We start from the raw sequence: 26,814 nt of genomic DNA, 5'->3' as shown, positions 1-26,814 counted from the left end.
AACATCGAAAAATAGGTATAATTCCTTTCAATAGCGCACTCGATGTCCACAAAACAAATATACCGTGTATACGTGGAATCATGCAAGCGCAATATTTCACAGCACTCTATGTTGAAAGAACGAAAGAAAGACTCATTTAAAAAATGAGAATGATGATGATCCTATTTTATCACGGTGCTAAACGTCTTTATACTTCCGGTAAAATACGTTTTAAGAATTGCTTTGTTCTCGGCTTTTGTGGTTGCTCCAGTACATCTTTTGGATTACCTTGTTCTACAATATAACCACCATCCATAAAAATGACATGGTCGGAAACATGCTTAGCGAATGAGACCTCATGGGTTACGACGACCATTGTCCAGCCTTCATTTGCCAAATCTTTAATAACCCCCAGCACCTCGCCAATCAACTCCGGATCTAGTGCAGATGTCGGTTCATCAAACAGCATTAATTCCGGCTCGATCGCAAGGGCACGTGCAATACCAACACGCTGCTCTTGACCACCTGAGAGTTGATGTGGATATAAATCCATCTTATCCTCTAAGCCAACTTTTGATAGTAATTGTTTTGCATGACTAATTGCCGATTGCTTATCTTTTCTCTGTACAACAACAGGACCTTCAATCACGTTTTCCAATGCCGTCTTATGTGGAAATAGATTATATGATTGAAAAACCATTCCTGATTTCCTTCTTAATTGGAGCATCTCTTTTTTACTTAGCTTCTGGTTAAAATCTAATGTGAAGCCGTCGTGAAATTGATAGTATCCTTGATTAGGGATTTCCAGCCCATTTAAACAACGCAATAAAGTCGTCTTACCAGAACCGGACGGCCCCATAATTGTTACGACTTTTCCTTTTCCTACATCTAAGTCAATATCTTTTAGAACTGTTAATTCACCAAAGCTTTTTTGAAGTCCTTGGATTGATAAAAGCATGATATCCCCCCCTCTACTTCGCTATGTAACGTTCTAGCCTCCGCTCAATGATTTCTTGTATAATGGATAATAAAAAGCAAATAATCCAATATAAGACCGCAGCTTCTGTATATAAAAGCAGAAAATCAAAGGTATTTGCGGCAATTTCCTGTGCTTTTCGAAATAATTCAGTTACTAAAATCAACGAGGCTAGTGATGTATCCTTGACTAAACTAATAAACGTATTGGATAAAGGCGGGATGGAAACTCTTGTTGCTTGCGGTAAAATAATTCGTCGCAATGTTGTCCCATATGTCATACCAACAGTATAGCCTGCCTCCCATTGTCCTTTTGGAATCGAAGAAATCGACGCACGAATCACTTCTGATGCATATGCCCCGACGTTTAATGAAAAAGCTATAACAGCACTTGGTAATGGAGCAATCGTTAATCCAATTGATGGAAGCCCGTAAAACACAATAAATAACTGCACTAATAATGGTGTACCTCTAATAGCTGAAACATAAAAAACAGCTGGTGCACGTACAATCGTCATTGATGACAAACGCATAACGGCTGTAAGTAGAGCAATAATGACCCCAATCAAAAAAGAAACGAGTGCAAGGGGAATCGTATATTTGATTGCCCCTTCCACCATCGGCCAGAGTGCTCGAACAATTAAATCCCAATTACCTGACCCATTGGTGACAGTGAACAGCAGATTACTGGCTAGAAACATCTTCACCAAACCATTCTTCGGAAATTTCCGCTAATGTACCGTCTTCTCTCATTTCTGCCAATACCTCGTTAAAAGCTTCTACGAGTTCTTCATTTCCTTTGCGGAATGCAAAAGCTGTCTCCGATACATTATCTTCTTCTGCTGCAATTTCGACTGATTCGTCCCCTGTTTGGTTGATATATTCCAATACTGCTAACCTGTCATTCACTGTTAAATCAACACGTCCCAACTTAATATTTTCAATCGCTTGTGCCAGTCCTTCTACACCAATAACCTCCGCTCCATTTTCTTCTGCAATATCATTAAAGTTACTTGTTAAGGATTGCGCGGATTGTTTTCCCTCTAAATCTTCAAATGATGTAATTTCTTCCTTATCTGCTGGAACAACTACTACTGCACCTGTATAAGTATATGGTTCTGAGAAGTCATATTTTTTTAAACGCTCTTCATTAATCCCCACCTGATTAGCAATCACATCGAACCGTTCTGCATTTAAACCAGCAAACATGGAATCCCATTGTGTTTCATTAAATTCTACTTCTAACCCTAGACGAGAAGCAACTTCACGCATTACTTCCACATCATAACCTGTTAAATTATCCTCTTCATCATGGAAAGTAAATGGTGCGTATGTTCCTTCAGTACCTACAGTAATCACACCATCTTCTTGAATTTGTTCATATAAGTTCGTTTCTGTATCTTCCTGATTCTCCTCATTTGTTGTGTCTTGCTCATCACCTGTATTTTGTTCTTCTTGATCAGCAGTTCCACAAGCTACTAGTAAAACAAGTAAACCTATAATCAGAATAAAAAAATCTATTTTTTTCATGTTATAACCCCCAGTAGTAATGTGTTGTTTTTCAAATGATTTTGCTGATTATATGACGTCTTATTTAAAACAAAAAAAGAAGAGACGAATCAATATAATAGTCTCTTCTCTTTCATATTAAATATACTTCACCTTACTGATATTTTTAGTGTGCATATTGAAATACTATCATCCATATCTAAGATCAAAACTTGAACTAATAAAAATTTCTTAAACACCGTTTCATTGCATGATAATACTTATGCCAATGACCACTGTCTTTGTTGCTAGCTTATCTTGCTAACCAGCCACCGTCTACTGCTAGAATGTGACCGTTCATGTAGTCAGATGCTTTGCTTGCTAGATAAACTACTGTGCCCATTAAATCGCTTGGATCAGCCCAATAGCCGGCCGGGATTCTCGATAAGATTTCTGCGTTACGCTTTTCATCAGAACGAATTGGCGCAGTATTCTTCGTTGCAAAATATCCTGGTGCAATGGCATTTACTTGTATCCCATGTTCCGCCAATTCATTCGCAAAAGATTTTGTTAACCCAGCCACAGCATGCTTACTAGCGGTATAAGGTGGAATAGATTTACCACCCTGAAATGAAAGCATGGATGCAATGTTAATAATCTTTCCAGAGCCTTTTTCCACCATCACCTTTGCTGCTGCCTGACTTAAGAAGTAAACTGCATCAAGATTTAATGTGATAACATCATCCCAGTCCTCATCTTTAAATTCAAGGAGCGAATTCCGTCTAATCGTACCAGCATTATTGACGAGTATATCCACTGTACTAAAAGCATCAACACAAGCTGGAACAACCTTTTGTAATTGTTCACGATCCGAAAGATCAGCTTGGAAAAATTCAGCCTTTCCCTTCATGTTATGTAGAAATACTTTTGTGTCATCCCAATTGGTACCGTGTGTTACGACAAACACGTTGGCACCAGCCTTAGCCAGTGCAATAGTATATGCCTGGCCAAGGCCGGTATTTCCACCAGTAATAATTGCTGTTTTACCTTTCAACGAAAAACAATCTAGTGAAAAATCTTGTAAACCTTCACCCATGTGGCTTCCTCCTAGCGTAATTGATCCATGCTGATATGGTCCATATCACTATACGTAATGTTCTCGCCACACATACCCCAAATAAAGGTATAGTTGCTTGTAGCCGTCCCAGAGTGTATCGACCAACTTGGAGAAATAACAGCTTGTTCATTCTTCAATACTAAATGTCTTGTTTCACTTGGCTCACCCATAAAATGAAAGGCACGAGTATCTTCTTCCATATCAAAATATAGATACACTTCACTACGGCGATCATGAGTATGTGCTGGCATTGTATTCCATACGCTACCATGTTGTAACATAGTTAAGCCCATCTGTAGCTGGCAGCTTTCACATACATTGGGGTGAATATATTGATGGATTTTTCTTTCATTTAAAGTCTCTGATTGGCCAAGCTCCAATGGCTTAATGTCTTTCATATCGATTTTTACTGTTGGATAAGTATGGTGTGCTGGTGATGATAACGTATAAAATTTCGCTGGGTTCGCTGGATCATTGGAACCGAACCATGCTTCCTTCGTACCTCGGCTTACATATAATCCATCATGACGTTTCATATCGTAACGCTCTCCATCTAACACGACATAACCATCATTGCCGATATTAATAATTCCTAGTTCGCGACGCTCTAAGAAATAGCTAACACCTAATTGTTTATCAAGTTTAATCGTCAATTCCTCAGATGCAGGTGTTGCACCACCAAAGATCATTCGGTCCACATGTGTATAGGTTAAATGAACTTTTCCTGGTTCGAATAATTTCTCTACCAAAAACTTTTCACGTAACTCGTCGGTATTATATCTTCTAATTTCCTCCGGGTGGTTGGCATAACGTACTTCCATTTGTATTCCCCCTCGTAATGTTATCAGCTAATTTCTTAATTCACACATTTACTGAATGGTTTCAATTACTCAGTAGAGAGACTTAATTCAGATTTCATATAAGAAGCTAAAGGATGATTCAAACTAATTAACGCTTTCGCAAATAAAAGACAATGCTGGTGGGCACCTCTTTCATGTAAATGAGTATCATCTTTTAGACCATCCGGATAAGTCGAATATTTACCAGGTTCTAGTCTCATAAACCATTTTTTTGATTGTTCATTTCCCAATTCCTGCAACGCCTCTCTTGTAAGAGCGAGCATATCGACACAAACAACATCTTCTTTTTCTGCAAGTTCTCTTACAGCTTGCGGATAATCACCATGTGTTTCTTTTAATTCACCATAATCATCAAAATGCCTACGTGCTATCGATGTTAAAAGAATAGGGGTAACACCGAAAGCTTGTGAACGCTGAATGAAAAATCGCAAATTATCCTGGTAACTTGTAAATGGTTTCGTCGCTCGTTCTTCGTCAGGCTTTTGATCATTATGACCGAACTGAATAAGAACATAATCTCCGGCTTGAAATTTCTTTTCGATCGCATCCCATCGACCTTCCGATATAAAGGATTTGGTGCTACGACCAGATGCCGCATGATTATGAACGATTAACTCATCACTGAAATAATATCCGAGAGTTTGGCCCCAGCCCATTTGTGGATATTTAGATTTTTCAGCAGCGGCCATGGTTGAATCACCTGCTAAAAATAAATGTTTTGGCATTAGCTTACCTCTTTTCCTGTTTCAAGTTGTACACTGGCAAGTATAGATACACCATGCATATCGTAAAGGGAAACTCCGCGATGGTAATGTCAACGTTCTACTGGAGGTAGTTGCACTGGTTCACATTGATTCATTAATGTATCACATGCTTTTCCCTTCCAATTCGAGACAGATAATTGTTTGGCTGCCAACCATTTCACTCCTCTAATCCGTGATATTCAAACCAATCAAAGTCTGCATAATTATCGGTTCGCTTTCCATTTCCAGAGCAATACATACCAATATACGCACCGACAAACCCGTCAGCAACGTCCGTACTTAAAATTCTGCCATCCGCATTTTCAGCTAAAATTCGCCAATCAAACGGCTGGGTTGTAAAGAAGAATGAGTAGTCTTGACCATAAGCTTCTACTTTTAGATACACCTTATTCTTATCAATCTGTTCTTTTGCAATGACTTTATCTTCACCTGCTTCTCTTCTTACTAAGCGTACGAAGGTTTGACTTCCTTCTAACAACACTTCTACACGGAATTGATAATTATGATTTTGTAACAGAACCATTCCTGCCGTTTCATGTTCCTTTTTCGCTTCAAACTCCATCACTGTCTGAGCGAAGAAGTTAATATGCTGCTGCCTTCTGCCGACAAAAGCAGGATTTTCTTCTTCCATGATTGTTTCCGGTTTTGCTTTGAGCCGTAAGAAGCCAGGGCGGTCGCTTAAAGACCAGAAATCTCCTCGTGGTGTCCGGATGAAATTCCATCTATCATCTAATTGCTCAGATTCAAACGAATCGGCATGTGGCAATGCAGGCCATTTATGCTCTGACAAATTGGGAAATTCCATTTCTGGTTCGATGATCCCTTTTCCAGGATTAACAATCGGCCAGCCGTCTTCCCATATAAATGGCGCAAGGAATGTCTCACGACCTAGATTACGGTAATAGCCGCCATACGGACGTGATGCTAGCGCAACCAGCCACCAATCACCATTTTGTGTTTCTACGATATCAGCATGGCCAACATTTACGATCGGATGGTTGTTGCCTAAATGACGGTGGGTTAAAATTGGATTTGTTTCCGTCATTTCGTATGGTCCTGTTACCTCTTTACTTCTAGCAATAGTAACCGCATGTGTATGACCTGTTCCACCTTCTGCTATGATTAAGTAATACCAGTCATCAATTTTATACAAATGTGGTGCTTCTTGTGCATGGGCATTCTTTAATGCACCATCCCACAAGCTATACTTCGGACCAACTAATTGTTTCTTCTTTAAATCTAATTCTTGTAGCCAAATCTCATTATGCTTCTTATATTGTTGACCTAATGGTGGCTTCCGATTTCCTGTGTAATAGACTTTGCCATCATCGTCAAATAGTAAGGATGGATCGATCCCTGGTGCATCTTCTAACCAGTTTGGGTCTGACCAAGGCCCTGCTGGATCTGTAGCGGTTACATAGAAATTGCGCCTTGCCCCTGTCTTACTCACCACAAAGGTTGTAATCATGTAAAACACACCTTCATGATAACGAATGGTTGGGGCATAGATACCTCTTGAATTGGGTGTTTGATCTAAATTAAGTTGCTCCGGGCGATCGAGTACATGACCAATTTGCTTCCAATTGACAAGGTCTTTACTGTGAAAAATCGGGACACCAGGAAAATATTCAAAACTTGACGTAACTAAATAGTAGTCTTCACCGACACGACAAACCGAAGGATCCGGATAGAACCCTGGAATAATTGGATTTTTAAATGTTTTCACTATAGTTCACCTGCTTTTGTAGTTTACTTTTCTCTCCATTAATGTACAGTTCTTCTGTATCTTTATAGATAAGAACAGCTTCTTGTTCACGCTGATTAGTTGACGTTAACTCCTCCACTTTGATTCGCTTCGCATGATGTAATTGAAGTGCCGGTCCTTTTCTAGGCATCACTTCGACATGATGGAAACGTAAATCCTCAACATATTTTGCAAATATACCTTCACCAGCCATTTCGATCACCTCACGGACCATATCAGGCTCACCGCCAGGAACTGTTTCGTCTTGGGCCATCTCTACTGTGACATGCTCTATGCTTACTTTTCTAACCGGCATTTCTGGTAATCCATAGATAAACCCTGCTGCGGCACGACAGTTTCTTGCAGTAACATGACTGATGTTAATCTGTTCCACTACAGGTGTTTTTTCTGTCACGGCTACAGGAGTAGCATCGAGTAACTCTGGATTATTTTTACTTACACCATGACGATAAAACGAATTGATTGCTATCGGACAAAGAACATTATCCATCATAATGTTTTGCACTAAAATATTACGGATGTAGCTTCCTCGTTCACGGTTTGTTTTTACTCGAATTCCACGATCGGTACCATCAAATATACAATTAGATACGGTAATATTTTCAATCCCACCAGAATTTTCACTGCCAAATACGACACCACCATGTCCGTGATGCATCGTACAATTAGCTACTGTTACATTTTTGGTAGGTACAGCATAATGGCGACCATCTTGATTAATTCCTGACTTCAAGACAACACAGTCATCTCCGACATCAAAATGACAATCTGTTACTCTGACATTCTCGCAGGAGTCAATATCCAAGCCATCCCCATTTGGCGTATCGGAAGGATTCTGGAATGTCACATTACGGATCGATACATTATTGCAAAAAACAAGGTGTGTATTCCAGAATGGCGAGTTCTTCACAGTAACTCCCGAGATCGTGACATGGTCTGCTTCAAAAAATTGAATAAGCGGTGGCCTTAGAAATTGCGAAGGCCATTCTACTAAATTAGTATCAGCCGGTTCGGTAAACTCTTTATTCGCTTCGGCAATTTCTTCTGTTTTAGAAGATTGATATTCTTCTCCTTGTCTCAGTTGCTTATTTACCTTCCACCATGCACTTCCGTTACCGTTGATTACACCATCCCCTTTTATCGCTACATTTGTTACATTTGAAGCAAAAATTAATGGCATAAAGCCATGACATACATAGCCAGACCAACGGGTTTTTACGACAGGATAACGTTCAAAATCATCAGTAAAATTTAGCACTGCACCAGCATCAAGGTACAATGTCATGTTACTTTTTAACGCAATAGGTCCTGTATCATATATTCCTGATGGAAGATATACAGTACCTCCACCAGCGCTTTCACAGTCATCAATTGCTTGTTGAATTGCCTTCGTACTATCGATATCTTCTTGTACTTGATAATCTCTTACATCGAATAAACTCATTGCCTTCACCTCTCATCTAGTAAATCTTCTCTTAATGGAGTAAATACATCTAATAGTTTACATTTAGCTAATGCTTTAACACCGTGTACAGCATTGGACGGAATCCTTAATGAATCCCCTTGTTCTACGATAATTTCTTTGCCATCGACATGAAAAGCTAGCTTACCTGCTAAACAATAAGTTAATTGTTCATGTGGATGACTGTGTGCTGAACCTTCTGCACCTTCTTCAAAAGAAACCTCCATCATCATTAATTGATCACCTGGTTCATGTATTTTTCTTGTAACTCCCGGCTCTGCTTGTTCCCACTTGTTAACAGCCATTACGACTCCTCCTTTAATTTCGTTACGGTTGGTAAAATGAACTGAATTGCCATCGCTACCATAATGACATAGGCAACCGTGTTTGTATCAATTTCATTAGAAAATAGCATAAACACAATAATTCCTAGACCACGACCAACATTAATAATGGTTTCTCTCAGAACTACCGATTCAACACGGAATTCCGAACCTAATGGAATCCGATCAATCCATTGAAAATAATAGGCGGCATATGCATTCGCTTGTAGTGGCTTAAACATGTTTTGCGTTACCATAAACAAGATGACACTCCACATTGCAATTTCCCAAGCTAAAAAGGAACCAGATACAAAAAAACCAATAGCAGCAACCCATAGGTATTTTTTCGTTTGTTCAATATCGGCAAAGCGTGAAATGACATAACTTGCTAGTATCGATACGGCGAGAAAACCTGCATTCAAGTAACCAACAACACCTTCATCTTCAAAGATGCTATAGATTAAAATTGGCGGAATATACATCAAAATTCCCTGTGGAAAGCCAATAATAAACCATCCTGCTAAGGCATTTCGGAATGCTTTTCTCCGCTCCAAAATCTGACCTAAATATTTCATATAATAATTACGATGACGAATCGATTCTTTCTTAATTCGAAAACTGCCAATCGTTGCAGCTAGAAACATGAGAAAAGCTATTGAGAATACCATTAGATACCCCGACAATCCTGTAAATAAGCCAATAATAAAACCTGCTAAAGCTGGTGCTATCAGATTAGCAGACCCCATCACGATCTGATTCCAACCTAAATAACGGTGACGATTTTGATCTGATGAGACTTCATGAACTATCGTAAAATACGCTACCCAATAAAGCCCTTGTGCTACCCCACGCAAAAGCGCAAATAAATAAAAGTAATCAACAATCTCTTCTTGTACAATAACAATCAATAAATAAAAAATGGCAGTCATCAATATCCCGTAACGATATATAGTTGTCCTGCCTTTTTTCTTTGACATTTTTCCAATGAAGAAGGTTGTCGCCGCTTGTGATACAATAGCAATTAAATTATAAAGACCATTTACCCAAAGGCTATTGGTCAACCTCCATAAATATAAATTCACAAAGATAATTGATAAAGATCCACCAAATTGAAATATCGCATGATTAATCAAAATATTGACAGCGTGTGATGATAAACGCTTTTCCTTGTTAAGTTTCATCGGTCGAATCAAGCTTTACACTTCTTTCTGGTCGCATAATTTGCCTTCTGCCATACCTTTCCAGAAATTAGCTGGAATAGATTTCGATTCTATCTGCCAAAGGCGGTGTAGTTGTTTTCGAATAAGTGTTGCTTGTGTAGTTGCGTTCATATCGCCTTCTTTTAATCCAAGTCCTAGTTCCACTGCCTCAGGCATATTCGGATAATATTCTCCTTGTTTAACCTGAGCTACATTTGGTGCCTTTGGGGAAGTAGTTAATTCTCGTGAAAAGGCACCGTCTTGTTGTTTTAATCTCTTCATATTGCTAATGGTTATTTCTGATACTTCTCTCCGTTCTGCCTCTGAAAGATCCGGTTCTATATAACTTAACAGGTCAATCGGATTGCGGATGTAGCACATATCTACCGCTTCTTCTGTTCTTAGGCATTTTAAGATGGTCTGGTAAATACGGTCTTGATTCGGCATCGAGATTTGATATCTCCGGTAAAAGGTATGTAGTTTAAACGCACCTGATAGTTGAACATATAAAGCCCCCTCTCCCCATAAACCTGTTTCCAAATCTTGCTTTTCTACTAAAAACTCAGAGAAAGCATCAACATATTCCCGTTGCGTTACTTCATCTATTTGGGCAAAATATACGGTAGAAGAAACAAGCAAGTCACAGCCTCTCCAGCTGTTACGTAAGTCAATGCTTTCCCATTTCTTTCGATATGAGGATAGGGATTTTGTGTAATCAGGAGCCACCTGATTTTCTACAGGCGATGGATATAACGGTGATGACCCGAGTCGTTTAAGGCTATTCAGTGAATAATGGAGTGCTCGGTGCACCATCACTTCATCTTTTTTCATATTGGGATCGTGATCATAAAAATAACCAGAGGCAGGATCTTGCCTCATTTGGAAAAAGGCGATCATTTTTTCTTTCATTGTTTGCGGAAGACTATCTAAGAGCTGATGTCTGCGTAAAATATTGATTGCTTGTGATGTAGACTCGATGTCCGGGGTAAACCGGTCATCGAGCACAGAACTTCTTGCATAATAAAATCCGCCTGTAAGTGGATCAAATTGTTCTAATAACCAGGAGAATACCCCATCAAATAAACTATCCAGCCTGTCACTTAATGTCTCACGCCAATTCGTCATAAGAACTACTCCTCTTGAATAGAATTAACCTTTTACAGATCCTAAAAGCGCGCCCTTAGCAAAGTACTTCTGTAAGAATGGGTATACTAATAGGACTGGAACAGTTGCAACAACGATCGTTGCCATTTTCACCGTTACCTCTGGCGGTGGAACATCTGTGTATGCTTCAGCATCATAGTTCATACCACTAGCTAATACTACAATTTGCCTTAGCAGTACTTGTACTGGCCATTTATCTGCATCAGCTAAATAAAGAATCGCATGCATGTAAGTATTCCAGTAGGTTACCGCATAGAATAGAGAAATCGTCGCAATTGCAGGTAAAGAGATTGGGATGACGATGCGAAACAAAATACTAAAGTCATTGGCCCCGTCAATTTTCGCTGATTCCTCCAGTCCTTGTGGTAAATTAAGGAAGAAGCTTCGTAAAATGATCATATTGAAAGCATTAATCGTTACCGGAATAATAAGCGCCCATAACGAATCTAATAATCCAGTTTGTTGTACAACTAAGAACGTCGGGATCATCCCGCCATTGAACAGAAGGGTAAATACGATTAAAAAGTTAATAACCCGACGTCCTACAAGATCTCTACGTGACAGACCATATGCTGTTAAAATGGAGAAGAACATACTCCACAGTGTTCCCCCTACCGTTACAATGATAGAAACTCCTAAAGCTCTAAAAATGGTATCGGTGGAGAAAATATATTTATACGCTTGTAATGAAAACTCAGTTGGAAAAAGCAAAAATTTCGTTCTTGCAATTTCTGCACTTGTTGCAAAGGAACTACCAACCACATGGATAAATGGGAGTACGGTAATCAATGCTAAAAGCGCTAATAAGAAATAGTTAAAGAAATCAAAGACTCTGCTACCTGCAGAAATTCGTTGTTGTGCCATTTTTTTCACCTCACCTATTGTTGTCTGTCTTAATAAATACCTTCTTCATCGAATCTTTTCGCTAACCAGTTAGCAAAGACAACCATTACAAGCCCGACCGCCCCTTTAAAGAAACCGACTGCGGTACTGTAACTAAATTGCCCTTGTTGCAGACCGGCAACATATACATACGTATCAAAAATTTCAGCTACATTACGGTTTGATGAGTTCAGTAATAGATAAACGTGTTCAAAACCTAACTCTAAAACATCCCCAATCTTCAAAATTAATAAAACAATAATTACATTACGGATCGCCGGCAACGTGATATGCCACATTTGACGAAAACGGTTGGCTCCATCCATTCTGGCAGCCTCATATAATTGCGGATCAACCGCTGTGATAGCTGCTAAGAAGATAATAGTTCCCCAACCGGCTTCCCGCCAAATTACTTGTAAAATATACATGGGACGGAACCAATCTTCATTTAAAAGGAAATTAATCTTCTGTAATCCTAACGACTCTAAGATAGCGTTTACAATACCGCCATCTAAAGTTAACATGACATAACTAATCGATACGATAACTACCCATGACATAAAGTGTGGGATATAGATAAGCGTTTGGACTCCCCGTTTAAAAAAGCTATGCCTTACTTCATTCAGCATAAGCGAAATAATAATTGGAATCGGAAAATAAATAAATATTTGTAATCCAAATAAAACGAGCGTATTCTTAAAAATCATCCAGAATTCAGAACTCGTAAATAATCGGTTGAAATGTTCCAATCCAACCCATTCACTACCTAAAATCCCAAGATATGGCTTATAGTCCTGAAAGGAAATGATTAGTCCATACATCGGCAAATATTTATAAATAAGGAAATAAATTAATCCTGGCAGAATCATTAGATAGATCATCTTATTCCTTTTGATTCTTCGCCATGTTTCGGAACGTTTCATTTTTTTAACTTGTTTCGCTTCTTCTTTTGCAGTTAGTGTCGTCGTTTCCATAAGCAGAATCCTTTCTTTTAAAATTCGATTATCAATAATTGTCTTAACAAAATCCTACGTTATAGGTTATATAACGTAAATAATCATTATCTTAAGAGTTACTATTCGTAATGGTGGAGCAAATTTCTCTCCCATATATCTGTTTTACATAAGCAACTAACATAACATAATGATCATCTCCTATTCATACAACCTGATTAGAAAAGTTAAGTCGATGAAAGTGCGACAAAGCCTCTGGTTTCACCAATCGGCAAGTCCTCTTTATCGTAGGGCGCTCTCGGGAAATCGCCTAGTTTTTGGCGCTTACGTAGGCAGCTCGTTTAAACTTTCTTATCAGTAGATATAGTCAGGCTCTTAAACTATTTCACTTTAAGAGCCCCTATACTACATTTACTCTGATGCGTTAAATTCTTCGATAATCGCATCTCCACCTTGTGATTTCCAATCTTCTATTGCATCATCAAATCCTGCTTCATCAATTTGGCCAATAATATAGTTATAGGTTGCGTCTGTTATAATTTCCTGAAGTCTCGCACCATCATTAACGTATGTCTCTGAATATAGTGGAACTGTTGGATCCTCAATTAAATATTCTTCATTTTCTTTTGTTAATTCTTCTGCTTTTTCTTTCACATCATAGTCAAACTTAGACTCATAACGACCATTCGTTTCAGGTTCCCCGATCCCAATAGACATATATGGTTTCACTTCTCGATCTTTTAATGCAGTGTCATCTGTTGGTAGCGCGCGATCTTCTGAAACTTCATAATGTTCTCCTTCAATACCCCAATATGATAGATTCGCTACCTCTGGTGTCATCATTTGATCGAAGAATTCTAAAATATTCAATAATTCTTCTTCTGTTTCAACAGAGCTTTTCGGGAACATCACTAAACTTCCATAACCAGGAATCGACCAAATATTAAATTCTCCTCCGGGGCCTTTGATTTTGTTCTGCACATCAAATTCCACATCTGGATTAATTGCTACAGCGTCATTGTTAATACTAACAACGTCGCCCATGGAACCGACATACATACCAGCTGTACCATTTTTAAAGAACTCTTGCTGGTCTGTTTTACTGGTTACAGGGAAATCTTGATTAATATAACCGTTGTCATACATTTCCTTAAAGAAATCCATCGTTTGTTTATATTCATCAAACATAAACTCTGGCTGCAATTTGCCATCTTGTTCTCCCCAATTATTCGGCGTTCCAAACCAGGAAGAAACCGTTTTAAACGCACCGTAAATCAAATCACTACGATCTGTTAAACCAAAAGTATCGTCTTCTCCGTTCCCATCTGGATCATCTTCGGTAAACGCTCTTGCCATTTCCATCAATTCATCTGTTGTAGTCGGTGCCTCTAATCCGAGTTTATCTGCCCAATCCTTACGATAAATCAGACCTTGACTTGATAAAGGACGACCTTGGTATAACGTATATAGCTTTCCATTTACCAGGGTATTATCTAAAACTGTGTCTTTTAACTTCGAAAGATTTTCAAATTCCTCCAAATACTGTCCAACTTCCCAAAACTGTTCATCTTCAATTGCATCACGAAATTGAATAAATGATGATTGATTTTTTAAGAAAACCGCTTCAGGTAATGAATTGGTTGCAAATGCAGTATTTAATCGATCTTCATAATTACTATCTGGTACCCATTGGATCTCAAAATCTTTACCTGTTTCTTCTTGTAACTTTTCTAAAATTTTGTCATTAGGTACTTCCGGTGTATGCAAGTTCGCCATAATGGTAAATGAATCACCATCTCCTGAACCACCAGTCCCTTCACTTGATTCACTATTACTGCTACAACCAACAAACATTAAAAGTGATAAAAGTAAGATTGTAATTAACTTCCATTTTCTCCAATTAAGCAAGTAAACCACCCTTTACTATTGTTATACAACAATGCCTCGATAACCAACAAAGTCCTTATCTTTTTCTATCTGGCCAAGCATTGTTGCCTTAAAAAAATCTTACTTCAATGATTCTATAACGTAAATAATCATTATCTTACGAGTTACTTTTTTACATTGGTGGAAAGGGTTTCTTATTATACTTGCTTAGTTGAAGCAACTAACATAACATAATGATCATCTCCGGCTTTTATAACCTTCAAATACAGGTGAGGCACTTAAAATATTAATTTTAAGTGCCCATTTATTATGATCATTCAGATGCGTTAAATTCTTCGATAATCGTTTCTCCGCCTTCTGATTTCCATCTTTCTACCGCATCATCAAATCCTGCCTCATCAATTTGACCAATAATATAGTTATATGTTGCATCTGTAATAATTTCTTGAAGTCTTGCACCATCATTTACATATGTTTCTGAATAAAGTGGTACAGTAGGATTTTCAATTAAATAGTTTTCATTGTCTTTAAATAATTCTTCTGACTTAGCTTTTACTTCATAATCGAAATAACCTTCATAACGACCGTTTGTTTCAGGTTCACCAATTTCTATAGCTTGATATGGTTTTACTTCTCGATCAAATAATGCTTGATCATCCGTTGGCAATGCTTTATCTTCCATCACTTCATAATGCTCTCCCTCAATTCCCCAGTATGCATAGTTTATTACTTCTGGTGTCATCATTTGGTCAAAGAATCCTAGAATTTTAAGCAGATCTTCTTCTGTTTCTACAGAACTTTTCGGGAACATCACTAAACTACCATAACCGGGGATTGCCCATACACCAAATTCGCCATCTGGACCTGCAATCTGATTGTGTACGTCAAATTCAACATCTGGATTAATTGCTACTGCATCATTATGAAGACTACCGACATCTCCCATAGAACCTACATACATACCTGCAGTACCATTCTTGAAGAATTCTTGTTGATCCGGTTTACTAGTCACAGGAAAGTCTTGATTAATGTATCCGTTTTCATGCATTTCCTTAAAGAAATCCATCGTTTGTTTATATTCATCAAACATAAACTCAGGTAATAACTGACCATCTTGTTCGCCCCATTCATTCGGAGTTCCGAACCAGGAAGATACTGTTTTGAATGCGCCGTAAACTAAGTCACTACGGTCCGTAACACCAAATGTATCATCTTCACCATTTCCATCTGGATCATCTTCTGTAAATGCTCTTGCCATTTCCATAAATTCGTCAGTAGTTGTAGGTGCTTCTAAACCTAGATTATCTGCCCAATCCTTACGATAGATTAAACCTTGTCTCGATAATGGGCGACCTTGATATAGTGTGTATAAATTCCCATTTACTCTTGTATTATCAAGAACATTATCCTTCAGCTTAGACAGATTCTCAAATTGATCTAAATATTGCCCTACTTCCCAAAACTGTTCATCCTCCATCGCATCACGGAATTGGATAAATGTTGTCTGATTTTTAAGGAATACTGCCTCAGGTAAAGAATTAGTTGCAAATGCTGTGTTTAATCGATCTTCATAGTTATTGTCAGGTACCCATTGAATTTCAATGTCAGTATTGGTTGCTTCTTCAATTTTCTCCAATACTTTTTCATTAGGTACTTCTGGTGTGTGTAAGTTTGCCATCATCGTGAACGCATACGGTTCATCCGAATTTGAATCTGATCCTTCTTCTTCATTTGTTTCTTCTGTATTAGCGTCATCACCACCGCTATTGTCTCCACCATCTGTACTATCACTACTACATGCTGCTAATAAAACAAATAATAGTAATAACATGATGCCCATCAATCTTTTCCAATTACTCAAATTAACCACCCTCCAGAATCTAATTTTTGTACAGCAATGTCTGCCGTGCACAATCTAATAGTAAAAAATAAATAAGTATTTGTATATAATCACTTCTTCACAGCTATTGAAAACGCTTACTGCAAAAAGAAAAAAATATCGTCTTTCTCTAGAAAATGATCATTTTTTCGTGCTGGGGAAAATAATATTAAAAAATGATTATTTTACTCATTGTATCGCATTAAAGTCCTTTATGGACGTGGGTTCATGCCTCCTTACAAGATGATTATGTGGTGAAAGCGCTTCACAATACCTATTTACGGCACATCAATTACAAGGTATTCTATATATAGTAGCATTTAATTTACAGATTAGGTGGTTTTTATGATGGAACTTTCAGGAATGTGGGCTAGCATTTACCGCATAAGTGTATGGGTTACCCGGTTTGCATGGTTAAATATGCTATGGATTGCTTTTACTTTATTAGGTTTAATTTTCTTTGGTATCATGCCAGCAACAATCGCGATGTTTGCTGTCGTACGTAAGTGGGTTTTAAAAGAATTTGATATTCCTGTTTTTGAAACCTTCTTCAAACAATATAAATCTAATTTTTTTCGCGCTAACCTATTCAGCTTAGTCATTTACGTTATCGGTTATTTTTTATCCGTCTTTTTAAAGTATACAGGATTAATGAATGATTCGAGTCTATATCCGGTATTGCTCGGAATTTTTGTTATTGCAGGATTCCTTTACGTGATGCTATTACTGTATATTGCACCAGTTTATGTTCACTATCAGCTTCGTTTTTGGCAATATATTCGTTACGCAGTATCGATTGGTGCAGTAAATTTACACTACTCCATATGTACTATTACAGTATTATCCGGAATTTATTTTGCTTCGTTTAAATTACCTGGTATTACACTCTTCTTCAGTTTTAGTGTTAGCGCTTACGTAACGATGTTTATTATTCACATCGGTTTTAGTCAATTGCTTAAAAAACAACAAGAACAACTGGAACAAACACCTATATCCACTTCCTAGCGCTATAACATTTGTTTAAAATATAACGATTAAGGAAGTATGTCTATGAAAAAATTATCTACTCAACACTATTTTAAACTGATTGCATTTTTAGTTATTTTAAGCACCGTACCTGTTATCATTACTGGTGGGTTATCGTATTGGCAATCGTCTAATGCTATTGTGGATTATTCCAATGATGAAAAAAAGCAAAATATTTATCAGATACAAACAAACGTAGAACAAGTATTAAGATACATTGATTTATCTACGACTTATTTTGTACGCTCAGCCCAAACGCAGGAATTTTTAAAAGAAGATATGAATGGAAGGTCCTTTAATGATTTTCATAAGTTAAGAAAAGATTTAAACCATTTACAAACCATTGAGACTGGTATTGAAGATGTTATATTAGTAAGTTTCGATAACAGATGGCTAATCAATAACGATGGTTTAGTACACCTTGATAATCAAGCTTATGAACAAATAAATACCAATTATTTAAGGATACCTGAGAAATCTGTTTGGCTCATGGAAGAAGCAAGCCAGATAAATTTACCGAATGCAACGAAAAAAAGCTGTTCTCATTATATTAATTTAGTGAAAAAATTGCCGCTCTTGTCATCTCAACCGGATGGTCTTATATCCGTTATCGTTCCGACTTGCGAACTGACTGAAATCATGGCACAGAGTAATGATAGTGAATCCTTTATTATCTTGGACGAGAATAATCGGACGATTGCCCACAGTAATACGGAATACACAGGTGAGGATGGGTATATACCAAACAATTTATTTGATAAGATTGACCGGGATGAATTAGAAGGTCAATTCGAATATCAAATTAATGACACCGACTTTAAAATCTCTTACCAAACTTCCGAATATAATGACTGGACTTATCTTTCATTAGTGAAATTAAGTGACTTGCATATGAAATCAAGCTCTATCGGTTGGTTAACCGTCTTAATTGTTTCGATATTATTAATTCTTTCTTTATGTATTGCTTTTATTGGTAGCAAGATCTTATATAAACCTGTAAAAAAATTAAAAAGCGTTATCGCTTCCTCAGATGACGGTAAGTCCGTATCGGAAAAAGCAACTAATGAGTTCGATTTAATCGAGACACATATCGAAAAATTATTAAATCAAAATCATTTATTGGAAAAACGTGTTCAGAGTCAGGTCACGCAGTTGAAACAACTTTTCATGATCCGATTATTACAAGGGAAAGTAACGAGCAGCGAACTACCACTTAAAGTGAGGTCGTTTAACTATAACGAGGATTGGACCGGATTAACAATTTTTTCATTAAAATTAGATGAGATAGACCAAGAGAAATTTAATGAAAATGATCAAGATCTCATTCTTTTTGCAATCAATAATTTAATTGAGGATCTTATTCCAAGCGAAGAGCGATTTACTCCAGTAGTAATTAATGATACCCAATCCACTTTAGTTATTACGAAGTGCAACAATGAATCAGATTATACACATATCATAAATCAAAAGGTAAAACTAATCCAAAACAAAGTGATGGAGTTATTTCACTTATCAGTCAGCATTGGTATCAGTAACCGTTACTATGAATTAGAAGACTCTAATATTGCCTTTAAAGAAAGTAAGGAAGCACTAAAATATCGTCTAAAAATGGGCGATTCTTCTATCATTTTCTATGAAAACTTGAACAGACGTTACTCTAGTGTTGCACCTTACCCGACAGCAATTAAGAATAAGATTTTTGATGCTATTAAATTAAGTGATAAGGAACAAGCGTTATCTGAGCTTTCCAAGTTTTTTGATTACTTGGACAGAAACGATATTCATCATCAACAGCTGGAAATTATCTTATCAAGGTTCTTATATGAATTATATGAATTAAAAGAATTGCTTGGGGCAAATGTACATGATTTTCAATCAACAGATATGATTACCTATTATCAGAACTTGAACTCGATTGAAGCGATCCATGATTGGGTTAACCATCAAATTATTATTCCATTAATCGATAGTATTGATGCCAAAGACGATTCAAAGAATAAGAAAATCTCTGATAAAATGATCCGGATTATTCATGAGGATTATGATAAAGACATTTCGCTCGATGTGATTGCTGCCGAGTTACACTATAATCCAAATTATTTAAGCAGTATCTTCCAAAAGGAAACTGGATACTCTTTTAGTGAATATTTACTTCGTTACCGTCTCAACAAAGCGAAAGAATGGCTCACGACTACTAATATGTCTGTAAAGGAAATTGCTGAAAAGCTACAATATAACAATTCTCAGAACTTTATTCGGTCATTTAGAAAAATGGAAGAAATCACCCCTGGTAAATATCGTGCACAATATAAAAGTAAAGAAGCATGAAGGACTGTCCCATAAGTTATCGACAAAGAACAAACTTATGGGCAGTCTTTTTCTTACTTGTAAGGAATGTATATAAACATTGGTGTCACAACTTGTTTAGAGATGTCAATGCTATATTTTAGTGTTTTCATGGGATAATAATCCAAGTTTTTAGCTCTGACATATGTTGTAGAGCAGATCTTAGCGGAGGCCGCCCGTTTCCACTCCTGTGGGAATTGTTTGACCTGAAGATCCACTTTTTTGAGCGGGTTTTGCTCAAAAAAGTTAGCTGAAGGACAAACCCTAGGGAAAGGGAAGTGGGCAGCCGGAGTGATGGTCAAGCAGTTCAACTATTTCATCATTACTACCAAAGTAATAATGGACCGGCGGTGTTTGCCGGTTTTTCTTAAGAGAAGTATACAGCTTTGTAAATTCTATCAATATATGAACTTTGTCACTGCTCATTTTCACCAATGACAACTCTTAATACATTAGGGTGATGATCAAATGCTTTCGTACCAGCACCATAGCCAATTTTATCTACTATGATGTTTGGCATCGTCGAGAACTCCATTGCTAATGTCTTGATGATGGCAGCTCCTGTAGGGGTTGTTAATTCTCCTGTTATAGTGCTTTCTTTTAGTGGGACACCCTTCAATACTTCCAGTGTTGCTGGGGCAGGCACCGGATAAACTCCGTGATCAATATGGATATGGCCAGATCCAACTGGAATTGGAGAAGACACAATTCGATCTATCTCTAATTCATCTATTAATATCGCAGTACCAACGATATCAATAATCGAATCTATTGCACCAACTTCATGAAAATGGACATTTTCCAGACTCATTCCATGTATTTTTGCTTCCGCTTCTCCGATCACACGAAACATATCTAAAGACATATTTTTGACTGATTCGTTCAGTTCACTATTCTCAATAAGATCGACAATATCTTTATAATGTCGATGATGATGGAAATGGTCGTGATGATGACTATGAGCATGGTGATAATGCTCTTCTTCATAAATCACATCAAACTGATTACTATGTATACCGTTTTTCACTGTTTTACCTAACTTTAATTGATACTCCTTTTCTAAATGTAATGCTTTAAGCTGATTCTCCAACCACTCTAAAGATATACCTGTATCCAATAATGCGGCAATGGTCATATCTCCACTTATCCCGGAAAAGCAGTCAAAATACAATGTTTTTGTCATTCTTTTTCTCCTCCATTTTCACATACTTATCTGCATTTTATCCTACAAACATTAAATAACACAACAGATATAAATACTAATTGGATATCGATTACTTTGGTAGTAATGATGAAATAGTTGAACAGCTTGACCACCACTCCGGCTGCCCACTTCTCTTTCCGTGGGGTTTGTCCTTTAGCTAACTTTGCAAAGTTAGTGGAGGCCGTGCCCGCGGAAAGCGAAGTAATTAGTCGGAGCGTTACCAATCCACCTCAAACATTTCAAAATAACTACTTCGCTTAACGCAGTCATTGCACTGATTATATACTTTCCTCCCTCAGAACAAGTGACAGAGTATGTGATTATGTTTAGTTAATATCAAAGGATCTGTTAAAATATAAATACATTTTTTAGATAGCTCTTGATTCCGTACTTATTTTCTCCTTAAGCGCTACTTTTGTTATTATGATTGTTGATTTTGGTACTTATACATCTGTTTTTATATTTGATTCTTATTTTTACAGAAAAAGCCGATAAGGCTAACCTTACCGACTTTAATAGCTTTATTATTTAATTGTAATACTTAAAACTGATTTCGAAGGTAATACTAGTGTTAATTCACTGCCACTTGTTTGAAAGTCATCAAACGCGACTGGTTTTACATTATCTGGCTTCTCAAACGTATTATGTGCATCCATTTCATCCGCAGTAATGATACGACCAGAAACATTGGCAAGATCTTTACCTCGTAAATCAATCGCTAAATCTGCAGTTTTTGCTTTATCTAAGTTACATAAAGTAATGGTAACAGCACCATCCGCCGCTTTAGAAGCAGATGCGGAAACCTGTGGAATTTCTTTATCTCCTATTTTAATAGAATCACTTTCCATGTTAAGATCTAAACGCTCAGCATCCTGATGTACTTTATACATTTCAAACACATGATAAGTAGGAGTTAAAATCATTTTTTCCTTATCTGTTAAAATCATAGATTGGATAACGTTGATCGTTTGCGCAATATTTGCCATTTGAACACGGTCGTTATGCTCATTAAAGATATTAAGGGAAACACCTGCAACTAATGCATCTCGAATCGTGTTTTGTTGATATAAGAAACCTGGGTTTGTACCTGGTTCTACATCATACCAAGCACCCCATTCATCAATAATCATCGCAATTCGTTTCTCTGGATCATATTTATCCATGATCGTACCATGCTTTTCAATTAATTCTTCGATGTGCACCGTCTTTTGCATCGTAATATCCCAAACATCTTCTGAAAATCCTGTTGCTGGACCTTTGTTCCAAAAACCACCTGGATGTACGTAATAGTGAAGACTTAAACCATCCATAAATGGAGCAGCTTCACGCATCAATACTTCTGTCCAATTATAATCGTCAACATTAGCTCCACCAGCAATACGGAAAATTTTATTATCGCCGTAATCTCTTACATATGTCTGGAAACGTCGGTATAAATCAGCATAATATTGTGGTCGCATGTTACCACCACAACCCCAGTTTTCATTACCTACACCAAAGTATTTTAACTTCCAAGGCTCTTCTTTACCATTTTCTTTACGCCAGTTAGCCATTGGAGACTCACCATCGAATGTCATATATTCTACCCATTCTGACATCTCTTGAACAGTACCACTTCCGACATTTCCATTAATGTATGGTTCTGTGTCAAGCATATCACATAGCATATAAAATTCATGTGTACCGAAATGGTTATTTTCAATTACGCCACCCCAGTGTGTATTAACCATACGCTTACGATTTTCTCTCGGACCAATACCATCTTTCCAATGGTATTCATCAGCAAAACAACCACCTGGCCAGCGAAGTACCGGAATGTTTAGATTACGTAATGCTTCAACTACATCATTGCGAATCCCGTTTGTGTTTGGTATTTCAGAATCTTCACCAACCCAGAAGCCTTCATAAATACATCGACCTAAATGTTCTGCAAAATGACCATAAATATTTTTGTTAATCGTGCCTTTTCCAACATCTGCGTTGACAACTACTTTTTTCGTCATACTTATCACCTCATTATAAATTTAATCGTGTTCCTTTATTTAAACGGGAATACTCGTCCATTTCCAAAGGAACAAATGGTCGATATGCAGAGGATACTGCTCCAGGCTTTGACCATTGAATATCAACTACAATATATTCCCAGCCAAATTGTTTTAGATGTTCCGCCATATAATCAGCATTGCCCTTTACTTCCTCTTCTCTTCTTGTTGCGCCATAACAATCCCAGCTATTCCAACCCATTGGCGGTGTTATTGCATACTGATGGTGTTTCACATCGTAACAACTACCTTCCTTATATGAATTGGAAAATGGAGAAGCTTATCCATCTAACTATCAGCAGTTAACTCCCTACTGGCAGAAGTCTCACTTTAAAAGCTTTCTCCATATTCAAAGCTCTGTTAAGCTTTCTTTTGTAGACGAATCATATTCCATGAAAATTTAGGGAAAACAGCTGTCAGTTTTCCATCATCCACGTTAGACTCGCCGTTAGCATGTGGTTTGACATTCTCTTGACCAGCAAGGTTTACGGCTTTCGCATTTTCATTTTCAAGTACCACATGTTCTATTACATCATAACCTTCAAATGAACGGACATCGATATCTACTTCTAATGGTTTTTCTAAGTGACGGTTTGTAGCAAATACTACTAACTCTTCTTTTTCTTCATTGTATACAACAGATGAATCAAGATATGGAACATCTGTAAAGTCTTTACTATCATATTTAGGTGAGCTTACTACTGGATTAAGCGCTACACCACGTCCATATACTGACGTATAGAAATATGGATAGAAAATGGTCTGCTTCCATGCAGTTCCACCATTTTCCGTCATAATTGGTGCAATAACGTTTACAAGCTGAGCCATACAAGCAATTTTTACTCGATCAGAGTGGCGGAGCATTGTATTTAACATACTTCCAACTAATAAAGCATCTTCGAAAGTATAAACATCTTCTAGTTGAGGTGGTGCAACTGTCCATGGCTCAATTTCTTTATCCTGCTCATTGGAGTGGAACCAAACATTCCATTCATCAAAGCTTAAGTACATTTTCTTTTTGCTTCGTTTTTTAGCTTTAATATAATCACATGTAGCGATTACAGTTTGAATAAAGTCTTCCATATCCATCGATTTCGCTAAATAATTAGCAGTATCATCACTACGGTTTCCATAGTATTGGTGTAATGAAATGTAATCAGCTACCTCATAAGTATGCTCAAGAGTTTCTGCTTCCCAGCTAGGGAATGTTGGCATATTGGAATTAGAGCTACCACAGCTTACCAATTCGATTTCCGGGTCTACTAGTCTCATTGCTTTAGCTGTTTCGGAAGCTAAACGACCGTATTCATAGGCTGTTTTTTGCCCAACTTGCCATGGTCCGTCCATTTCATTACCAAGACACCATGTTTTAATTTTGTGAGGGTTTTCATATCCATGAGATTTACGTAAGTCACTCCAATATGTTCCACCAGGGTGGTTACAGTACTCTAATAGATTTCGAGCAGCATCAATTCCCCGTGTACCTAAGTTAACTGCCATCATTACATCTGTATTAGCTGCTTTGGCCCAATCCATAAACTCGTTCGTACCAACTTGGTTCGTTTCTGTCACTCTCCATGCAAGCTCCAAACGTTTTGGGCGGTCTTCTTTTGGACCAACTCCATCTTCCCAATTATAGGCAGATACCATATTTCCACCTGGGTATCTGACAATAGGTACTTGTAATTCTTTAACTAAATCGATAACATCTTGTCGGAAGCCATTTTCGTCTGCTGTTGGATGGTCTGGCTCATAGATTCCACCATATACAGCTCTGCCTAAGTGTTCGATAAATGATCCATAAACTCTTGGATCAATCTCCGAGATTTGAAACTCTTTGTCTACTACCATTTTTGCCTTTACTGTTTCGTTTACCATCTCTCTCTTTCATCCTTTCTTAGAAGATTCTATATTCTCATGAATTAATACGCTTACACAAAATATCGGACGTGCATAATTTAGAATTCTCATTAAACATGTACGTACATTTAGATTATGGTATATTTAATAGTTTGTCAAGTTTATAACAAGCAGAATTAATCAATATTATAAATGAGTAACTAAGCAATATCACGTCACAATCTTTAAGAGTTATTTTTGGTTCTTTTATCATCTCTTTCATCTATTTATGTATGATGAGCTAGAATAAAATAAATACGGTTTTATTCTCTTTAATTGCTTACTGCATCTTTGACTTTGGGATTAGATAGTCTAATAGCTTTATTTTTTGCTACATAAATAATAAAGGCAATCATATATACTAGAAATCCAAGTATATCCATCGATAAGAGCTGTATAACAGCCCAAATTCCAACCCATATCATCACTTGCTTCTGAATCTTGTTATCTCTTAACTTTACAGCAACCAGAAAGTTTATTAAGGCACCTATTAATGTAAACAAACCAAAGATAAAAATAATGCTAGAGATATTATTAACCATCTGAGAACCAGCTATCATCGTTTCCATATCAGCGTGTTTCAGTTGTTTTTCACCTTGACGATTAAACCAGGAATTATAGCTGAATATGGTCAGTAATGCTGTGATTAGATTCCAAACAGCACCTGTTATCAACAACTTTCTTTCTAATCCTCTTTTCATTTTCTCGCCTCATTTCTATCTTGGTTTTTTCGTTTACCCTTTGATTCCGGAATTTAAGTTTATTGCTGAAACAAAATATTTTTGCGCAAAGAAAAATAATAACAAGGTTGGTATGATCGCTAAGATGGCCGAGCCCATTAATTGCCCAATCATACGATAGTTGCCATATACATCCTGTAGTAACAATAAACCAGCTGTAACCGGCATTTTATTAACGTCTGTATACACAATGACAGGCCATAAAAAGTCGTTCCATGAACCCGTGAAAGAAAATAAACCACAAACAATTAACACTGGTCGAATTAATGGCAATATAATCCTGGAAAAAATTTTAAAATCACTTGCTCCATCCACTCTGGCTGATTCATCCAACTCCATGGGGATACCCTTCATAAATTGACGGACAAGAAAGATATTCCCCATACCAGCTAGTCCAGGAACAATCATGGCCCATGGAGTATTTACCCACCCAAGTATATCAATAATTTTATACGAAGGAATTAAATTTACAACATTAGGAAAGAAAGAAATCCCCAATAATGTGAAAAATAACAGATCTCTTCCCTTAAATTTCATACGCGAATAACCGTATCCTGTAATGGAAATAACAACAACAACAAGCAAAGTATGCATCGTCGCAATAAATATAGAATTCCAAAGCCATTGCATAATTGGAGCTGTGGAAGTGTTTTCTAATATATTCACGTAATTCTCAACAATCCAATTTACAGGTAATAATCTAAATCCTTCGTTAACCACTTCTGTCTGTGATCTGAAGGAAGTTACAACACCAAATAACACTGGTATCGTCCAAATAGCACTGACAATTATTAAGAAAAGATACGCTAAATATTTTGATACTTTTATCTTCTCAAACATGTTATCACCCCTACCTTTAA

General features: G+C 37.2%; 22 protein-coding genes and 1 pseudogene. 2 read left to right on the top strand and 21 right to left on the bottom strand.

Annotated elements, in window-relative coordinates:
- Window positions 1–187 precede the first annotated feature (187 nt).
- The 15 genes from J5J03_RS20385 to J5J03_RS20315 all read right to left on the bottom strand — a co-directional run bounded on the left by J5J03_RS20385 (window position 188) and on the right by J5J03_RS20315 (window position 16,679).
- The gene (locus J5J03_RS20385) at window positions 188–937 is read right to left on the bottom strand and encodes an amino acid ABC transporter ATP-binding protein (RefSeq protein WP_208592204.1); all 750 of its coding nucleotides are present in this window, start codon (window positions 935–937) and stop codon (window positions 188–190) included.
- A 13-nt stretch (window positions 938–950) separates the two neighbouring features.
- On the bottom strand, window positions 951–1,655 hold the full coding sequence (locus J5J03_RS20380) for an amino acid ABC transporter permease (RefSeq protein WP_208592246.1): 705 nt from the start codon (window positions 1,653–1,655) through the stop codon (window positions 951–953).
- Window positions 1,639–2,484, bottom strand: coding sequence for an amino acid ABC transporter substrate-binding protein (locus tag J5J03_RS20375; RefSeq protein ID WP_208592203.1), 846 nt, complete (start codon window positions 2,482–2,484; stop codon window positions 1,639–1,641). Before J5J03_RS20375 ends, J5J03_RS20380 begins: the two co-directional genes overlap by 17 nt.
- 271 nt (window positions 2,485–2,755) lie before the next feature.
- Complete coding sequence (gene kduD, locus J5J03_RS20370) at window positions 2,756–3,538, bottom strand: 2-dehydro-3-deoxy-D-gluconate 5-dehydrogenase KduD (protein ID WP_208592202.1); 783 nt, start codon at window positions 3,536–3,538, stop codon at window positions 2,756–2,758.
- Window positions 3,539–3,549: 11 nt separating this feature from the next.
- Window positions 3,550–4,380, bottom strand: a complete 831-nt coding sequence (gene kduI, locus J5J03_RS20365) for a 5-dehydro-4-deoxy-D-glucuronate isomerase (RefSeq protein WP_208592201.1) — start codon at window positions 4,378–4,380, stop codon at window positions 3,550–3,552.
- Window positions 4,381–4,445: 65 nt separating this feature from the next.
- Entirely contained in the window at window positions 4,446–5,144 is a 699-nt protein-coding gene (locus tag J5J03_RS20360) for a rhamnogalacturonan acetylesterase (protein WP_208592200.1), read from the bottom strand.
- 196 nt (window positions 5,145–5,340) lie between these two features.
- On the bottom strand, window positions 5,341–6,909 hold the full coding sequence (locus J5J03_RS20355) for a glycoside hydrolase family 43 protein (RefSeq protein ID WP_208592199.1): 1,569 nt from the start codon (window positions 6,907–6,909) through the stop codon (window positions 5,341–5,343).
- Entirely contained in the window at window positions 6,896–8,392 is a 1,497-nt protein-coding gene (locus tag J5J03_RS20350) for a glycoside hydrolase family 28 protein (RefSeq protein WP_208592198.1), read from the bottom strand. The genes J5J03_RS20355 and J5J03_RS20350 overlap by 14 nt, the downstream gene beginning before the upstream one ends.
- Window positions 8,393–8,397: 5 nt before the next feature.
- A complete protein-coding gene (locus tag J5J03_RS20345) occupies window positions 8,398–8,715 on the bottom strand; it encodes a cupin domain-containing protein (protein WP_208592197.1) in 318 nt (105 codons plus the stop codon).
- Complete coding sequence (locus tag J5J03_RS20340; protein WP_208592196.1) at window positions 8,715–9,926, bottom strand: MFS transporter; 1,212 nt, start codon at window positions 9,924–9,926, stop codon at window positions 8,715–8,717. Before J5J03_RS20340 ends, J5J03_RS20345 begins: the two co-directional genes overlap by 1 nt.
- A gap of 3 nt (window positions 9,927–9,929) precedes the next feature.
- A complete protein-coding gene (locus J5J03_RS20335; RefSeq protein WP_208592195.1) occupies window positions 9,930–11,057 on the bottom strand; it encodes a hypothetical protein in 1,128 nt (375 codons plus the stop codon).
- A 24-nt stretch (window positions 11,058–11,081) separates the two neighbouring features.
- On the bottom strand, window positions 11,082–11,960 hold the full coding sequence (locus tag J5J03_RS20330; protein ID WP_208592194.1) for a carbohydrate ABC transporter permease: 879 nt from the start codon (window positions 11,958–11,960) through the stop codon (window positions 11,082–11,084).
- Between the two features lie 29 nt (window positions 11,961–11,989).
- Window positions 11,990–12,901: an ABC transporter permease gene (locus J5J03_RS20325; protein WP_231710863.1), complete on the bottom strand. Its 912-nt coding sequence runs from the start codon at window positions 12,899–12,901 to the stop codon at window positions 11,990–11,992.
- Window positions 12,902–13,342: 441 nt separating this feature from the next.
- Window positions 13,343–14,839, bottom strand: a complete 1,497-nt coding sequence (locus J5J03_RS20320; protein WP_407927859.1) for an extracellular solute-binding protein — start codon at window positions 14,837–14,839, stop codon at window positions 13,343–13,345.
- 292 nt (window positions 14,840–15,131) lie between these two features.
- Window positions 15,132–16,679: an extracellular solute-binding protein gene (locus tag J5J03_RS20315; protein WP_208592192.1), complete on the bottom strand. Its 1,548-nt coding sequence runs from the start codon at window positions 16,677–16,679 to the stop codon at window positions 15,132–15,134.
- A gap of 366 nt (window positions 16,680–17,045) precedes the next feature.
- On the opposite strand from J5J03_RS20315, the gene J5J03_RS20310 reads away from it, so the two are divergent.
- Both J5J03_RS20310 and J5J03_RS20305 read left to right on the top strand, forming a co-directional pair.
- A complete protein-coding gene (locus tag J5J03_RS20310) occupies window positions 17,046–17,702 on the top strand; it encodes a YesL family protein (protein ID WP_208592191.1) in 657 nt (218 codons plus the stop codon).
- Between the two features lie 45 nt (window positions 17,703–17,747).
- On the top strand, window positions 17,748–20,051 hold the full coding sequence (locus tag J5J03_RS20305; protein WP_208592190.1) for an AraC family transcriptional regulator: 2,304 nt from the start codon (window positions 17,748–17,750) through the stop codon (window positions 20,049–20,051).
- Window positions 20,052–20,484: 433 nt separating this feature from the next.
- On the opposite strand, the gene larC is transcribed toward J5J03_RS20305, so the two are convergent.
- The 6 genes and pseudogenes from larC to J5J03_RS20275 all read right to left on the bottom strand — a co-directional run bounded on the left by larC (window position 20,485) and on the right by J5J03_RS20275 (window position 26,794).
- The gene (larC, locus tag J5J03_RS20300) at window positions 20,485–21,252 is read right to left on the bottom strand and encodes a nickel pincer cofactor biosynthesis protein LarC (RefSeq protein ID WP_208592189.1); all 768 of its coding nucleotides are present in this window, start codon (window positions 21,250–21,252) and stop codon (window positions 20,485–20,487) included.
- Window positions 21,253–21,797: 545 nt separating this feature from the next.
- The gene (locus J5J03_RS20295; protein ID WP_208592188.1) at window positions 21,798–23,276 is read right to left on the bottom strand and encodes an alpha-N-arabinofuranosidase; all 1,479 of its coding nucleotides are present in this window, start codon (window positions 23,274–23,276) and stop codon (window positions 21,798–21,800) included.
- 40 nt (window positions 23,277–23,316) lie between these two features.
- Window positions 23,317–23,550: pseudogene (locus J5J03_RS20290) on the bottom strand (alpha-galactosidase); the annotation flags it as partial.
- Window positions 23,551–23,675: 125 nt separating this feature from the next.
- The gene (gene arfA / locus J5J03_RS20285) at window positions 23,676–25,193 is read right to left on the bottom strand and encodes an arabinosylfuranosidase ArfA (protein WP_208592187.1); all 1,518 of its coding nucleotides are present in this window, start codon (window positions 25,191–25,193) and stop codon (window positions 23,676–23,678) included.
- Between the two features lie 293 nt (window positions 25,194–25,486).
- Complete coding sequence (locus J5J03_RS20280; RefSeq protein WP_208592186.1) at window positions 25,487–25,915, bottom strand: hypothetical protein; 429 nt, start codon at window positions 25,913–25,915, stop codon at window positions 25,487–25,489.
- 33 nt (window positions 25,916–25,948) lie between these two features.
- A complete protein-coding gene (locus J5J03_RS20275; protein WP_208592185.1) occupies window positions 25,949–26,794 on the bottom strand; it encodes a carbohydrate ABC transporter permease in 846 nt (281 codons plus the stop codon).
- Between the last annotated feature and the right edge of the window lie 20 nt (window positions 26,795–26,814).

This window comes from Gracilibacillus suaedae, from assembly GCF_017599345.1.
Lineage (GTDB): Bacteria > Bacillota > Bacilli > Bacillales > Amphibacillaceae > Gracilibacillus > Gracilibacillus suaedae.
Note: the sequence above shows the minus strand (reverse complement) of the source record. Positions and strands in the feature narration are given on the sequence as shown.